The 15,014-nt window shown below is 43.4% G+C and carries 13 protein-coding genes and 1 tRNA gene; 7 read left to right on the top strand and 7 right to left on the bottom strand.

What is annotated here, in order from left to right; all coding sequences use genetic code 11:
* Positions 1-117: 117 nt before the first annotated feature.
* The 4 genes from ACYRY3_RS19385 to ACYRY3_RS19370 all read left to right on the top strand — a co-directional run bounded on the left by ACYRY3_RS19385 (position 118) and on the right by ACYRY3_RS19370 (position 2,694).
* Positions 118-1,437, top strand: a complete 1,320-nt coding sequence (locus ACYRY3_RS19385) for a response regulator (RefSeq protein ID WP_460203242.1) — start codon at positions 118-120, stop codon at positions 1,435-1,437.
* An 86-nt stretch (positions 1,438-1,523) separates the two neighbouring features.
* On the top strand, positions 1,524-1,877 hold the full coding sequence (locus ACYRY3_RS19380; protein ID WP_460203241.1) for a response regulator: 354 nt from the start codon (positions 1,524-1,526) through the stop codon (positions 1,875-1,877).
* 194 nt (positions 1,878-2,071) lie between these two features.
* Positions 2,072-2,509 carry a hypothetical protein gene (locus ACYRY3_RS19375; protein WP_460203240.1) on the top strand — a complete coding sequence of 146 codons (438 nt, stop codon included), beginning with the start codon at positions 2,072-2,074 and terminating at the stop codon, positions 2,507-2,509.
* Positions 2,510-2,623: 114 nt separating this feature from the next.
* Positions 2,624-2,694 (top strand) — tRNA-Gly (locus tag ACYRY3_RS19370).
* Between the two features lie 206 nt (positions 2,695-2,900).
* On the opposite strand, the gene pstB is transcribed toward ACYRY3_RS19370, so the two are convergent.
* The 4 genes from pstB to pstS all read right to left on the bottom strand — a co-directional run bounded on the left by pstB (position 2,901) and on the right by pstS (position 6,999).
* The gene (pstB, locus tag ACYRY3_RS19365) at positions 2,901-3,707 is read right to left on the bottom strand and encodes a phosphate ABC transporter ATP-binding protein PstB (protein WP_460203239.1); all 807 of its coding nucleotides are present in this window, start codon (positions 3,705-3,707) and stop codon (positions 2,901-2,903) included.
* Positions 3,708-3,762: 55 nt separating this feature from the next.
* The gene (pstA, locus tag ACYRY3_RS19360) at positions 3,763-4,644 is read right to left on the bottom strand and encodes a phosphate ABC transporter permease PstA (RefSeq protein ID WP_460203238.1); all 882 of its coding nucleotides are present in this window, start codon (positions 4,642-4,644) and stop codon (positions 3,763-3,765) included.
* Positions 4,645-4,664: 20 nt separating this feature from the next.
* Complete coding sequence (pstC, locus tag ACYRY3_RS19355; RefSeq protein ID WP_460203237.1) at positions 4,665-5,615, bottom strand: phosphate ABC transporter permease subunit PstC; 951 nt, start codon at positions 5,613-5,615, stop codon at positions 4,665-4,667.
* Positions 5,616-5,793: 178 nt separating this feature from the next.
* The gene (pstS, locus tag ACYRY3_RS19350; protein ID WP_460203236.1) at positions 5,794-6,999 is read right to left on the bottom strand and encodes a phosphate ABC transporter substrate-binding protein PstS; all 1,206 of its coding nucleotides are present in this window, start codon (positions 6,997-6,999) and stop codon (positions 5,794-5,796) included.
* A 559-nt stretch (positions 7,000-7,558) separates the two neighbouring features.
* Between pstS and ACYRY3_RS19345 the strand changes: the two genes are divergently transcribed.
* Positions 7,559-8,146, top strand: a complete 588-nt coding sequence (locus ACYRY3_RS19345; protein WP_460203235.1) for a biotin transporter BioY — start codon at positions 7,559-7,561, stop codon at positions 8,144-8,146.
* Positions 8,147-8,234: 88 nt separating this feature from the next.
* Positions 8,235-8,711, top strand: a complete 477-nt coding sequence (lspA, locus tag ACYRY3_RS19340; protein WP_460203234.1) for a signal peptidase II — start codon at positions 8,235-8,237, stop codon at positions 8,709-8,711.
* Positions 8,712-8,822: 111 nt separating this feature from the next.
* On the opposite strand, the gene ACYRY3_RS19335 is transcribed toward lspA, so the two are convergent.
* Entirely contained in the window at positions 8,823-9,518 is a 696-nt protein-coding gene (locus ACYRY3_RS19335) for a hypothetical protein (RefSeq protein WP_460203233.1), read from the bottom strand.
* 442 nt (positions 9,519-9,960) lie between these two features.
* Between ACYRY3_RS19335 and ACYRY3_RS19330 the strand changes: the two genes are divergently transcribed.
* Complete coding sequence (locus tag ACYRY3_RS19330; RefSeq protein ID WP_460203232.1) at positions 9,961-12,228, top strand: transglycosylase domain-containing protein; 2,268 nt, start codon at positions 9,961-9,963, stop codon at positions 12,226-12,228.
* Between the two features lie 101 nt (positions 12,229-12,329).
* Here the strand turns inward: ACYRY3_RS19330 and ACYRY3_RS19325 are convergent, their stop codons facing one another.
* The gene (locus tag ACYRY3_RS19325; RefSeq protein ID WP_460203231.1) at positions 12,330-13,874 is read right to left on the bottom strand and encodes a DUF4335 domain-containing protein; all 1,545 of its coding nucleotides are present in this window, start codon (positions 13,872-13,874) and stop codon (positions 12,330-12,332) included.
* Entirely contained in the window at positions 13,871-14,497 is a 627-nt protein-coding gene (locus ACYRY3_RS19320) for a DUF3038 domain-containing protein (protein ID WP_460203230.1), read from the bottom strand. Before ACYRY3_RS19320 ends, ACYRY3_RS19325 begins: the two co-directional genes overlap by 4 nt.
* Positions 14,498-15,014 lie beyond the last annotated feature (517 nt).

Raw genomic sequence — 15,014 nt, 5'->3', positions numbered from 1 at the left:
TTTAGAGCGCTGTAACCTATCTACCTTTCCTCTATTAAAGTTATATATTATCTCAACAAGAAGCGCCATAACAAATGGATGTAATCAACAGGAATATAAGGAGTTTCTATAAGCTAAATGCAGGGAAATTTAGATGAAATTGATATTCGCAGTATCCTGCAATTGATAGAGTTGGGACAACGAACAGGGTTATTGTTTGTTGAAACTAACAACTCTGACAATAGCAAAAACATTGGTGTACGCGATGCCCCCAATTATGATTCTGCTGCTAACCCCAAAGGGCAGTTTTGGTTGCTCTTTTTTCTCAACGGTCAAATAATTTATGCCACGAATAGCGATAGCCATTGGTCAAGGTTGGGTGATTACTTGCGTCATTACCGAATCAATGTCCGTCTGGAAGAAATACAAGTTCCTGCTGTGGAATTGTTGAATGTCCCAGAGTATGGATACATATGGGTGCTTTTAGAACAAAATATTATCAAACCTTTACAAGCTAGCATTATCATCCAAAACTTAATCTCCGAAGCGCTTTTCGATTTACTAAGTTTGCACAAAGGTCGTTTTATCTTTGAGGTATGTCCGGCGCTCAACCCTTTGTTAACTGCTTGGGAAATTTCGCCTTTAGTCACTAAAATTACCATGCAATTACAAGAGTGGAAGCAGTTATACCCGTTTATCCAGTCACCAGATCAATTTCCTTATCTAGCTGACATGAGTCAGTTGGAGTCCTCACTGCCTAAAACAACATTGAATAAGCTCAAACTTTGGGCAGATGGCAAAACGTCTTTACGTCAGTTGGCTCGCTATCTTAACCGAGATATTTTAACTGTTGCTAAGGTCATGTATCCCTACGTAGAACAAGGGTGGATAAAATTTGTATATTCAGTTACTAATAATTATAGTAGAAAGACGGAAAACCACTGGCAAGAATTGGAGGCAAGCTGTAGAAGGCGGATAGTATGTATTGACGAAGAGACTGCAATTGGTGAAACTGTAGAATCCACTTTAAGACAGCAAGGTTATGAAGCGATCGCGTTAACCGACCCAATAGCAGCCCTGAGTCGTGTTTTTCAATTGAAACCCAACTTAATTCTATGTAGCGCGACCATGTTGGCATTGGATGGGTATGAAATTTGTAAGATGCTGCGAAATTCTACAGCATTTCGATTATTACCGATTGTCATGCTTGTAGATGGAGAAGGCTATGGCTCCCGTTATAAAGCCAAAATCCTGGGGGCGACAGATTGTTTAACAAAGCCATTTGGGAATACTGAGTTATTAAAGCTTGTTGAAAGATATGTGAACTACAGTATTGTTGAGGACAGCGATCGCGATACAACTCTTGTTGATCCGATTCAAGATGGAGTAAAAAATAATATCACAGAATCAGCAAGCCTTAATAAAACCTCATTATCTAACTATTTAGTGAAGGAATAGAATTATTTTATACAGTAAACGAGATGGGCGAAATCAGGGTATGTTCCAGATAGGAACGTCTAACTCAGGAGGTACACAGGCGTTTTATGAGTACAGTTCTAATTGTGGAAGACAGTGTCGCACAAAGGGAGATGATTACAGACCTCCTGAAAGCACGTGGCTTAAAGGTCACCCATGCTAGTGATGGAGTAGAAGCTTTAGAAGCAATTCAAAGCGCTTGTCCCGATTTGGTGGTACTGGATATCGTTATGCCTCGGATGAATGGCTACGAAGTTTGCCGTCGCCTGAAGTCCGATCCAAAAACCCAAAATGTCCCGGTAGTCATGTGTTCTTCTAAAGGGGAAGAATTTGACCGTTACTGGGGAATGAAGCAAGACCGGAACCTACTCCTTCTCCTGTCTTTACTGAAAATCCAGAACCAGAACCCACACCCACGATAGATCCTTTTGAAAACCAACAATCGGAACCCACTCCTTCTCCTATCGTTACTGAAAGTCCAGAAAATCAAGATAATAGCGATCGCTTTACAAATCCACAAGGTAACATCCCAGATTCCACCAATACTGATTCTTCAACGCAAGACAGCGAAACTCATAATTTACCCGAGATCCCTAAACCAGAGGGTGAGATTGCTGTGGGGAAAGGAACACCTTTAGAAGATTTAACTCAACCAGTCAAACCAGAAATATCTCCACCTGTTAACGAACGACAGGGGGGAGGAATCGGAATCGCCAGCTGGGAAATAGAAACTGATGCCGTACAAAAAGACATTCCAGAAAATTTGGCTAAACCCATAGGCAACAACGTTGCTAAAGAATTAAACTTTCCACCCGATGAAAAGCTTACCTCTGAGCCCATAAACTTCCAAGCCTCCCTCCTGATAGACAACAATGGCAATTTACAGGAAGTCTACTTACCTCCATCAATCCCAACAACTCAAAGAAATCGCTACCGGGATTACGTCCTAGAGCTTTTTAAAGACCAAAAATTTATCCCAGCTAGCATCGGTGGTAAAAAACCTCCATTAAGTAATCTTGTAGTGCGTATTACAATAAAGCCAAAATCCCCTTAATTGGTAGCAGTTATCACTTTAACAGCACCTTTTCAACACTTAGCAGTCAAAAATTCATATAAAGTACTTGGCATCTAACTAACACTGTGTTATATTAAGATAGTTACAAAACGTGCGGGCATAGTTTAGTGGTAAAACCATAGCCTTCCAAGCTATTGATGCGAGTTCGATTCTCGCTGCCCGCTTGATAAAGAAGGGATAGATAAACTGATTAACAATTTTAGAGCTTGCCAAAGCGTGAATTGTGAATGTGTAGGGACGCGTCATGGCGCGTCTCTACATGGCAGCGGAAAAAATAAATTCAGGGTAAGCAATGCTCACCCAAAAAGATTGATAAGTATTTTCTGCATCATTGTAAATTTAATTCAGCAGAGACATTTTGCAATCATCTTTAACCAAACTTACCACTAACGTATTCTTTTGTAGCTTGCTGTTTGGGGTCTTGGAAAATTGCTTCCGTGCGGTCAAATTCGACAAGATAACCGGTACGACCTCCTTTTTCAGAGGTTTGAACGTTGAAAAAGGCAGTTAAGTCAGAAACCCGTGAAGCTTGTTGCATATTGTGAGTCACAATAATGATTGTGTACTGCTGCTTGAGTTCGTGGATCAAATCCTCAACCCGTAAAGTAGAAATGGGGTCAAGGGCAGAACAAGGTTCATCCATCAAAATGACTTCAGGCTGAACTGCGATCGCCCGAGCAATACACAAACGCTGTTGTTGTCCACCGGATAGAGATAACCCGCTTTGCCGTAGCTTGTCTTTGACTTCATCCCACAAAGCAGCTTGTCGGAGGGATCTTTCCACCAGTTCATCCATATCGCCTTTAAATCCGTTTAACCGGGGTCCAAAAGCGATGTTGTCATAAATAGATTTTGGAAATGGGTTTGGTTTTTGAAACACCATTCCAATTCTGCGACGCACAACAACAGGGTCAATATGAGGTGCATACAAATCTTCACCTTGATAATACACCTTTCCTTCTGCGCGAAAAGTGTCAATTAAATCATTGAGGCGGTTGTAACAACGTAGCAGAGTACTTTTACCGCATCCAGAAGGTCCGATAAAAGCAACTACTTTATTTCTGGGAACATCCAGCCAAATATCGCGTACTGCTAAGAAGTTCCCGTAATATACGTTAAGACCCTCTGTACGGAAAACAGTTTCCGTTTGATTTCCACTTTTAATGTTAGTTGCCATAATATTCTTACAGACTTGAATCCAAAGGGTATGAAATTTCTTCTCTTGCTTTGATTTAACGTTCGCGAGTTGCCCACCGAGCAATGATACTTGTAAGCAGAACCAACAATACTAAGATAAGTGACGCCGCCCAAGCCAGCGCCTGCCAGTTTTTAAACGGAGAAATTGCGAAGTTGAAAACCAAAACCGCAAGGGAAGCGGTGGGCTGAAATAAAGTACTCGGCCAAAACTGGGAGAATAGAGCAGTAAACAGCAAAGGTGCCGTTTCTCCAGCAGCACGAGCGATCGACAAAGTTGCGCCGGTGACAATTGCTGGTACAGCTGCAGGAAGTACTACCCAAGCAACTGTTTGAAAATTGGTTGCTCCCAGCCCAACAGCTGCTTGTCGCAAATCACTGGACACTAGCTGCAAAGCTTCGTCAGTTGTTCGCACAATAATTGGCAACATGAGAATTGACAAAGCGAAGCCCCCAGCAACAGCTGAAAAACCACCTGTTGTAGCGACAACAATACCGTAGGCAAAAACTCCAGCAATGATAGAGGGGACGCCGCTGAGAACGTTAGTAGCAAAGCGAATCCAGCGTGATAATTTACCAGAACTAAATTCCGTCAAATAAATTGCTGCCAACACTCCAAAAGGAACGCTAATTAAAGCACCAATCCCTACCATAATTAGCGTTCCTACAACAGCATTACCAAAGCCACCACCCTTAGTTAAGGGAGGTGGTGGCAATTTAGTAAACAGGTCAAGACTGAGACTGCTAAACCCTTGAATAAGTACGTAACTCAGGACTGCTAGCAAAGGCAAAAGAGCCAACATTCCACATAGAAAAGCTACTCCAGTCATCACCGTACTAAATAGCGTTCGGGGAGACATGGGAGAGCGAGCTAGGTTACCACTCAAGCCGCCAGGTTCGTTTGGAACAGTTGAAGCCATAGTTCAAATACACCCAATTGCTACAGTCGCTTCACTCTCAAAACAATAAGTTCTGCCAAAATGTTAACTATGAGAGTCAACACAAACAGAACTAGCGCTGCATACATTAGAGCGCTAACTTGCAGACCGCTAGCTTCTGCAAACTGATTCGCCAGTAGCGAAGAAATTGTATTCGATGGTGCAAACAACGAAGGACTGATCGTGTTAGCGTTACCAATAATCATGGTCACAGCCATTGTTTCTCCCATTGCCCGACCAAGAGCCAGCATGACCGCACTCACAATACCGGAAAAAGCAGCAGGGATAAGAACTTTAAAAATTGTTTCCCATCGTGTTGCTCCCAAACCCACAGCAGCTTGGCGCAAACTTGGGGGTACAGAAATGAGTGCATCGCGAGATATAGCTGTAATGATTGGTAGGGTCATGACTGCCAAAATAACTCCGGCAGGTAATAACCCAGGACCCGTAGGAGGAGTGCTAAAAAGTGGAATCCACCCAAAGTTAGCGTTCAGCCATCTGCCAATACCCGTCAATATGGGAATGAGCACAAAGATAGCCCAGACTCCATAAACAACACTGGGAATAGCGGCTAGCAGTTCTACTAAGAAAACAAGTACTGTCCTTACAGACGATGGTAGCAAATTTTCGCTTAACAAAACAGCAGTACCAACACCAATGGGTACTGCTATCAGTAGCCCGATAAAAGCGCTCATCAGTGTTCCGTAGATTTGCGGCAACACTCCATAGTCATTCGTGACTGGATTCCAACTACTTTTTGCCAAAAAGCCAAGACCAAACTCTTGGATAGCAGGGACTGCTTCACGACCAACCTGAAACGCTATCCACAATAGAATTGCAGCAACTGCCAGTGCGAAAATTCGAGTTAACCAGATAAAGCCATTATCCAGTACTTTGTCAACTTGAGAGCGAGGTTTAATCGTGGGTTGACGACTCTCAGTTTGAGTATTCATGCAATGATTTCACCCATCAACGGAAGAAAATAAAAGCGAACCGCGTAAAAAAAATTCAAAATTCAGGTATCGAGTGAGTAAGGTTAAAACTATCCCAGCGGTTCCACTAAGTGTAGGAAATGCGTGACGGCTTAATTATTTTAAATTATTCAGTCAATAGTCACCTTTTTTGGCTTGACTATTTGCTAGCACTAGCACCAGCGGTACCACTAGCACCACCTGTAGCAATTTTGTAATCAGGGCTAATTGCATCAGCTGCCGCAGCAACTTTTTGCACTACAGTTTGGGGAAGAGGAACATATCCCAACTCCGGAGCTAGCTTTTGACCCTCAGTTAAAGCATACTCAACCATAGCTTCCACCGCTTTGGCTTTTGCCGCTTCAGGATATTTTTGATAAGCCAAAATCCAAGTGTATGTAACGATAGGATAAGACTCGTTGCCATCAGGATCTGCAATGAAAGCACGAAGATTGTCTGGCAAAGCAACAGCCTCTAAAGTCTTGGATGCTGATTCTTCAGTAGGTGCAACAAACTGACCTGCCTTATTCTGCAATGCAGCATACTTCAGCCCGTTCTGTTTTGCATAGCCGTACTCAACGTAACCAATAGCACCTTGAGTTTGTTGTATTTGGGCTGTTACACCTTCATTGCCCTTAGCACCCACACCTACAGGCCAGCTGACAGTTTTGCCTTCACCAACTTTAGACTTCCAATCTGGGCTAACGGCACTGAGGTGTTTGGTAAATACGCCTGTGGTTCCGCTACCGTCGGAACGATAAACGACAGTGATTAGTGTGTTGGGAAGGTTGATACCGGGGTTAGCAGCGGTTATCTTCGGGTCATTCCAAGTTTTGATATTACCTTGAAGGATACCGATATACACGTCTCGGGGTAACTTGAGCTGCTGATCCACACCGGGCACGTTGTAAGCCAATACAATGCTACCAGCAGTCACAGGTAGTAAAAGGACTCCTCTGTCTACCTTTTTAATTTCTTCATCCTTCATAGCAACATCGCTAGCACCAAAATCTACAGTGCCTTTGATAAATTGCTCTACACCAGCACCACTACCAGTTGACTGATAGTTAATTTGCAGGTTGGGATACTTTTGATTCAGCGCTTGAAACCAAGCAGTGTACAAAGGTGCGGGGAAAGACGCACCAGCACCGGTTAAAGATACATTACCGCCCAAATCTAATTTCGCTGGACTGGTAGCAGTTGTATTTGTAGCAGTACCAGTACTTGCGGTTTCGCCAGAGTTTGTACCTGTTTGCGCCTGCTGGTCTCCACCGCCACCACAAGCAGCCAAGCTAATAGAGAGGGCTAGTACGGAAACTGTTCTCGTAAGACGAGAAGGATTGATACCACGGGAACGGACAATCATGGAGGTGTAATTTTAGTAATTTTTGAGCTAAGCGATTATACTATACATCTGTAGAGTAAAGAGAAGGTTAACATACTAAGGATACTGCTTTTATTTTATGGAATACATTGAAAAACTTAACATAGCTTCCCTCGATAAAACTTAGTCAGTTAACCAGTTAATTGACAGTTAATTATCTTTTAGCACTTTTGTACTGTATATTGTAATGATGTTGTTGCCATGACTCTTCAAATTGTTGCCACCTAATTGTAACAATTGTCATATACCAAGTTTTGGACAATAGTTCTGATTGAGGAACAAAAGTTCTCTCTGAGCTAATGGCATATAGCTTAAGCCTTGCTTTAACACAAATTTGAGCTAGTTTAAAGTATCGAGAAAAAACCGGGCAAAAGACATAATTGCTTGCTAAGTAGAGTTTGTGGAAGAGTTTATGGACAATAACAACAGGGCTAAATATAAGTTAATGATGAAGTCAATGGGTTAAAGATATATTTTTCCTTTAAAAATTAAGGAATAAAATAATATTTTATTGTTTTACGTCCCCATGAGTGCCTTGTAAATGCTAGCTGCATCCAACCAATTATTCTGGTCTATGATTGGCTTACTGCTGACAATGGGTGGTACTTTCTTGGAAGCCCATGTCACGACTTTACCTTGGAGTTGGAGCCATAACGGAATTCATACCTCTTCTCTAGGTGTCACCTATCAAATTGGTGGGGTGTTGCTAGTTGGTTGTTTGGGAGGCAAAAATGCTGGTGCGCTTTCACAAATTGCCTATCTAGTTATGGGGTTAACCTTACTACCCGTATTTGCTGATGGTGGTGGTATTGGCTATGTCAAATTATCCCACTTTGGCTATTTACTTGGTTTTATCCCTGGTGCTTGGATTTGCGGGTATTTTGCCTTCAAAGCTAAACCCCGTTTGGAAACTCTTGCTTTTAGTTGCTTTTGTGGCTTGTTAACTGTTCACATCTGCGGTATTAGTTATTTGATTGTCAGCTACATTTTGCATTGGCAAGGTACAGAAACTTTGTCTCTCATGCAAGCAATGCTTAAATATTCCTGGTTTGCATTACCAGGACAACTTGCTGTAGTCTGCGCTGTAGTTGTCATCGCATATGTGCTACGCCACCTAATGTTCTACTAATCATTTAGTTATGAGTCCTTTGTCCTTTGTCCTAACCAAATGACTTTTGACTTTTGACTTTTGACTTTTGACAAATGATAAATCTGCCATGCGTATAAAAAATATACTCTTCTGGATTGCTGCTTTGGTGACTTTTTTCTTAGACCAACTGACAAAATACTGGGTAGTACAAACTTTTAACTTGGGACAAACGCAAGCACTTTTACCAGGGATCTTTCACTTTACCTATGTCACTAATACTGGAGCAGCGTTTAGTTTGCTGTCTGGAAAAGTAGAATGGTTACGCTGGTTATCTTTGGGGGTCAGCCTTGCTTTAATTGCAATGGCTTGGTTTGGTTCTGTCTTGAATTTTTGGGATCAGCTGGGCTATGGCTTCATTTTAGGTGGAGCACTTGGTAATGGAATCGACAGATTTATTCTCGGCTATGTTGTTGATTTTCTTGATTTTCGGCTGATTAACTTCCCCGTATTCAATTTGGCAGATGTCTTTATTAATGTCGGTATTGTCTGTTTGCTCATTTCCACGTTTCAAAAGACACCTACTTCAAATCGCAGATCCCGATAATAACGCAAGGTAGAGGGTAAGACAAAAAGATTGACTCACCCTCTACCTTTAATCTTTTAGCATCTCATCTAAAGCAGGTTAGTAGCGAATTTAACCTTAATGAGAATAGGACTATCTAGTTCCACTGCCCGGTTGTGTACTGGAACCAGCTCCTGGTTCTTGAGAAGGAGAAGTTGTGCCGCCAGGACCTGTCGTACCGGGGGTGCCATTATCGCCAGGGGTAGAAGTTCCCTCAGGGGTAGTGCTGTTGGGGGCACCTGGTTCAGATGTACTAGAATCAGGAGTGCTGGAACCAGGGGTAATTTCTGGAGTGCTAGAACCAGGGGTAATTTCTGGAGTGCTAGAACCAGGGGTAATTCTTTGAGTGTCGCTACCTGGGGTACCTGTTGTACCAGAAGGAGTATCTGAACCAGGAGTGACTGTACCGCCAGGACCTGTTACACCAGGGGTACCATTATCGCCAGGGGTAGAAGTTCCTTCAGGAGTAGTGCTGTTGGGCGCACCTGTTCCGGGTTGGGTGGTATTTTGAGTGTCCGAGCTACCACCGGAGGAGCTTGGTGTTGCTCCCGTGCTACCACCAGAGGAGCTTGGTGTTGCTCCTGCGCTACCGCCCTGACAACGAGAGTTTAATGGGAAGTTCTGACATAAAATTTTCTTCCCTTCTGGTGAAAGCTTAATTTCCCCGGATGAGTTAGAGGATTGACCGCTCTGGGCAATCAGCAACTCGGTAGATTTGGCAACGGCAACGTTGCTTGTCAAAGCCAAAGCAATGGCTGTACCGATGAAGGCTAGATATTTTCCGTTCATTTTCTTAACCTCAACACCTCAACGGAGTACTCCGCTTATTAAATCAAACAGTAGCACATAGAAAATCATCCTAAATGAAGAAAAATATTTTTGCTTTAAAATATGCTCCTGTGTTAAAACAGTAGGATTTATCGTATATGGGACAGTTGAAATTGATTAAAGATACCAAGTTGTTATTACGGATTCACGTTTGGGAAGCGGAAAAGGGAGATAGGTTCAGCATCAAAGCATGAAAAGAATTATGAAGAATCTTTTAGTGTGTGACAAACTTAACTGTGTAAACACAATAGATGTGTACATTCTCTCAAGTGTTAAATATAATCGGGAACAATTCAATGCAGCCAGCGTCTTCATAGCCTTATGAGTACAATGGTGGAATATTATTAGCATTAAGATTACAGTTCGCCAATTCCTCACTCATACAAAGTAGTGTGAATAGCAGATGAGTTCCCCCCAACCGCCTCAAAAGCCACAAACTTTGCTTGGTCAGATAACTCAAGCAGTACAGACAATTCAAGCTAGAGTAGACTTCTCTAAACTGGCACTAAAGCCTAATGCCAAAGTACCGGAACTCTGGGTGCAGGATGCGGGGGCAGATAAGGCAGAAGTATATCCCCTATTGGGCGATCGCTACATACTGGGACGCAGTTCCAAATCTTGCGACATAGTGGTTCGCAATCCCGTTGTCAGTCAAATTCACCTGTCACTGTCACGGGACTCAACTCAAAGAACTCCCGTTTTTACAATTAAAGATGAGAACTCCACAAATGGCATTTATCGAGGAAAACGTCGCATCAGTTCCTTAGAGTTACGTCATGGAGATGTTCTCTCTCTAGGTCCACCAGAACTTGCCGCTTCAGTTAGGCTGCAATACGTCGATCCACCTGCATGGTATGTCAGAGCAGCAAACTGGGCTGCTTTAGGTGCAACAGGAGCAGTTTCCCTTGCGGCACTGGTTATCGGTGTGGAATGGCTGAAATTTGATGTGAGCCCTTTACCGGGAACCACAAGGGCACCAGTCGTCATTTACGCCCGTGATGGGGAAACTCGATTGCGGGAACCACGGACAACGGCTCACATTGATATGAAGCGGTTGCAGGATTTTGGTCCTTACTTAGCATCAGCAGTCATTGCTTCGGAAGATAGCCGATATTACTGGCATTTTGGGGTAGACCCACTGGGAATCTTGCGTGCTATATTAATTAATACGCGTAGCGGGGATGTCCAACAAGGCGCTAGTACTGTTACCCAACAAGTCGCCCGTAGCTTATTCCCAAATTATGTGGGCAGACAGGATTCCTTTGGCAGAAAATTCCGAGAAGCAGCTGTCGCTTTAAAATTAGAGACGTTTTACAGTAAAGATGAAGTTCTGCTGACCTACTTAAACCGGGTTTTTTTAGGAGCAGATACATCAGGTTTTGAAGACGCTTCTCGGTATTACTTTGACAAAGCAGCAAAAGAATTAACTCTTGCCGAAGCCGCAACATTAGTGGGAATTCTACCTGCCCCCAATGCTTTCGATTTTTGTGGAGATAGTCGAAATAAACTCAGAACAATTGAATATCGCAATCGCGTGCTGAAGCGAATGCTGGAAATGGGCAAAGTTAAGCAGGATGAGTACAACCGAGCAAGGCGATCGCCCGTGGAAGTGAGTGCTAAAGTTTGCGAACAGCAAGCAAAAACCATTGCTCCCTATTTTTACAGTTATGTTTTCCAAGAGTTAGAAACTATTTTGGGAAAAGAACTAGCAACTGAGGGAAACTTTATCATTGAAACTCAGCTTGACCCCCAAATTCAGTCACAAGCAGAAACAGCGTTACGCAATCAAATCCGCAATGCTGGGAAAACTTTTAATTTTTCCCAAGGAGCAATGGTAACTCTGGATACCAGTACGGGAGCCATCTTGTCTATGGTAGGTGGTACGGATTACCGAACCAGCCAGTTCAATCGTGCCGTTCAAGCAAAAAGACAGCCCGGTTCTACCTTTAAAATTTTTGCTTACACAGCGGCTATTCAACAAGGAATTTCATCGGGCAGGTCTTATTCCTGTGCGCCTTTGCGCTGGCAAGGCTTTACCTACAAACCCTGCCGTAGTGGCGCGGGGAGTTTGGATGTAGCCACCGGTCTTGCCCTATCTGAAAACCCCATTGCTTTAAGAATTGCCCAAGATGTAGGGCTGGATAAAGTGGTGTCAATGGCGCGACGTCTGGGAGTTAAATCAGATTTAGAAGCAGTTCCCGGTTTAATCCTGGGTCAGAGTGTCGTTAATGTTTTAGAGATGACAGGGGCATTTAGTGCAATTGGCAACAGTGGTGTGTGGAACCGCCCCCATGCAATTAGCAGGATTCTAGATAGCAGCGATTGTCGCGATCGCAACGACCCAAAAACTTGCCGCGTCATCTATTCCTTCGATCAAGATCCGGAAGCCAACAAGCGAGTTTTGACACCTGAAATCTCAGACACAATGGTTCGTATGATGCGCGAAGTCGTGACAAGGGGTACGGGGCGCACTGCTGCTATTGGGTTGGGGGAAGCAGGTAAAACTGGGACAACAGATAAAAATGTTGACTTATGGTTCATTGGCTTTATTCCCCAACGACGACTTGCAACAGGAATTTGGTTGGGGAATGATAACAATGCCCCGACATCAGGCAGCAGCGCCCAAGCCGCTCAACTTTGGGGAAATTACATGAGGAAAATCACGAAGTAAATTTGGATGAGTAGTTTGAGGGGATAGTGGATAGTGGTTGGTGGTTAGTGGTTAGTTGATTCTACTAACTACCAACTACTAACAACTAACTCCCAACTCCTTTATTGACCGTATCCCTGCCAGGGAGTGACCTCAAGATTGCCGTTAGGCTGGAAGACGACTTGGAAGTGAGCTAAAGGCTCTTTGTTGTTGGAAGCAGCTACACTTGAGCCATAGATTGTTTGGAACATCTTGGGAAGAGGCGTTTGCCGGAAGTAATCAAAAGCAACTTGATTGAGTGGTTCATAGTCAGCAATCACCCCATCTTTGTTTACCGCCACCCGATACTTCAAATCACGAGGAAAAGAAGAAGTGTTGTTCCAACCCTGGCGGATAGTCTCAGAAAGTTTTTTATTCAAAACACTGACTGTATTGGGGTCAGTAATTTTGGTACCTATAACCTCTGGAGTCTTACTATATCCCCGCCAAGGACTAACTTGCAAAATGCCTTGAGTGGTAAAAACGACTTTGTATTGGGCAATTGGTTCATTAGTAATAGGTCCGCGTGAGTCAGCAGGATTGTAAAGAAGCTTGGGCAGAGGAGTTTTCGCCACAGAATCATTTGAGCCCTTATTTACTGACTTGTAGCCAACAATGGAACCATCTCCAGCAACACCAACTCGGAAGACGGCATCCTCTGACAATCCTGTACGACTGACCCATGCCGGGTTAATTTGGCTGTAAACTTGGCGTTGCAATGCACGCAGCACGGATGGGTCTGTAATTTCGGGAACTGTGTTCAAAAGTGCTTCTAAATCTTGAACGGTCGGTGAACCAGTGACTGTGGTACCGGGACTTGGTGTCGGAGTTAATGTAGTATTCACTGCTGCATTCGGTATCGAAGGTGTCGGAGATGCAGCAGTCGTTGGAGAAGTTGGCGTGGGCGTAAAACTGGGACTAGCAGCAATCGGTTCATTGGCACTGGGGGTAGGAGTTGCAGCACCAGAAGTAAGATTATTAACATTTGATGTGGTGCTACCGCTTTGCTGTGGGTTTGGTTGAGGCGGACGTACTTCCGGCGCGGGAATAATGCTAAAAGCAACTGCAGCTGCTGCCAAACCGGTCACTCCTACACCAACTGGCACGGCTTGCTTCATCAAAGTTTGACTTAAGTTGCCATAAGGTCTGGCAACTGGTTGTAACTTTAATGTTAACTCTGGTAGAGTTTGGCTATCGGCGAAAAACTGGTCTATGGCTTCTACTAAATCGAATAACTGTACGGTGTTCAAATCGATTTCAGTGGTCTGCTTCGTATTGAGATTTGACCCCGAACCCTGCGATCCAGCATCGGTATGTACAATCAATCGATGCTTGTCTTGACCAAGTTTCTGCAATTGCACCAACTCTGCCTCAGTATCATGGGCTTGAGGGTGGGGTACGCTACTTAAAACCTCTTGGGCATAGGCATTTACTGCCCTGATCAAGCTCTCGAAAAACTCCCTTCCTCCAGATAGAGGTTTTTTATAACCAGATATATAACATTCTGCATTTACCAATATGGATAATTCCGGGCGCAGTTCTTGAAGGTGTGCCGCCCTTGTAGCATCACTTAGACCCTCCAAAAGGAGCGTACAATTAGGTAAACTATACTTACGTTGAATATTCATTCCACTTCACCGTCGAACAAACTGATCCAAAACCTCTGCATTCCTGCTGTACCAGTACAAAATAAAAGTTGTCCTAACAAACTTATAGCCAGTTCATCTAATTTTTCATCAGAGTTTAATGTTAGTACCCCGGAACGTCGGGGATTCATCCGACTCTTAAAATGCGCTCTAAATCGCTCTAGGTAATTTGAGAGGCGCAAATTTTGTTCCAGTGGAATCTGTTTTTCAACCATTTGTTGATATACCATCAGCAACTGACGAATGACAACTGTTAACCGTCGTGCTATGTAGCAAGCGATGACCACTAGGGCTTTCGCTTCTGTAATAGTCAACGTGCGACGAGTATTCGCTCTTCGTAGAGGATTTGTACTACGCATTCGCCACAAATTCACCCTGTCTTTAACAATACCTTTGAGTTCCAACTCTTCGGCAAATGCCAATATAGCTTCTGAGCCACCAAGCTCTAAAGCTTCGATTGCAAGTAAAATTAAATCAATTTGCAATCGGGTTCTACGGGGACATCCCTGTCCCTCAATTGCCGGATCGGGTAATGTGTCCAGAATCATTGGCAAAGACTTAGGGGTTGGACTGTTATAAGAGGTTACACTAGCAGAGACATTCATTATAAATACCTTGTATGACTGCAACAAAGTAGGTAAAACTAATTTAAGATAAGCAACCAATCAAAAAAAATTGACTTGTGTTAGGGGTGGCAAGGTGCCCGATCTATACATTACTTACTCTTTTTACACAGATATTTCCGTATATTAAAATCTAAAGTTTTTAAACCATATCTTCACCTACCTTAGTTTGTAGTACCATTACAACCCTAGCTTCTTGTAGATTCAAGTAATCGTCAATGGATTTATGACTTAACAGCCAATACCAAGCGTATGACATTATAGTGTACGATTTGTGCGGTATGTGGTAGTGGAGGGACTGGGGGCTGGGGATTTGGGACAAGGATGACAAACGGGACAAGGGCAAGTAACTCATGCCCTAACCCCTAACCCCTAACTCCTAACTCTTAACCCCTATCCCCTATCCCCTATCCCATGACCTCCAATCCCTAATCCTCGATCGCTAACTCTTATTCTATGGATTTGAAGTCTCTGATTCGTGACATTCCAGATTTTCCTA

The organism is Scytonema sp. NUACC21 (assembly GCF_054684315.1).
The sequence above is the reverse complement of the archived record's forward strand: the minus strand, read 5'-3'. Positions and strand labels throughout refer to the sequence as shown.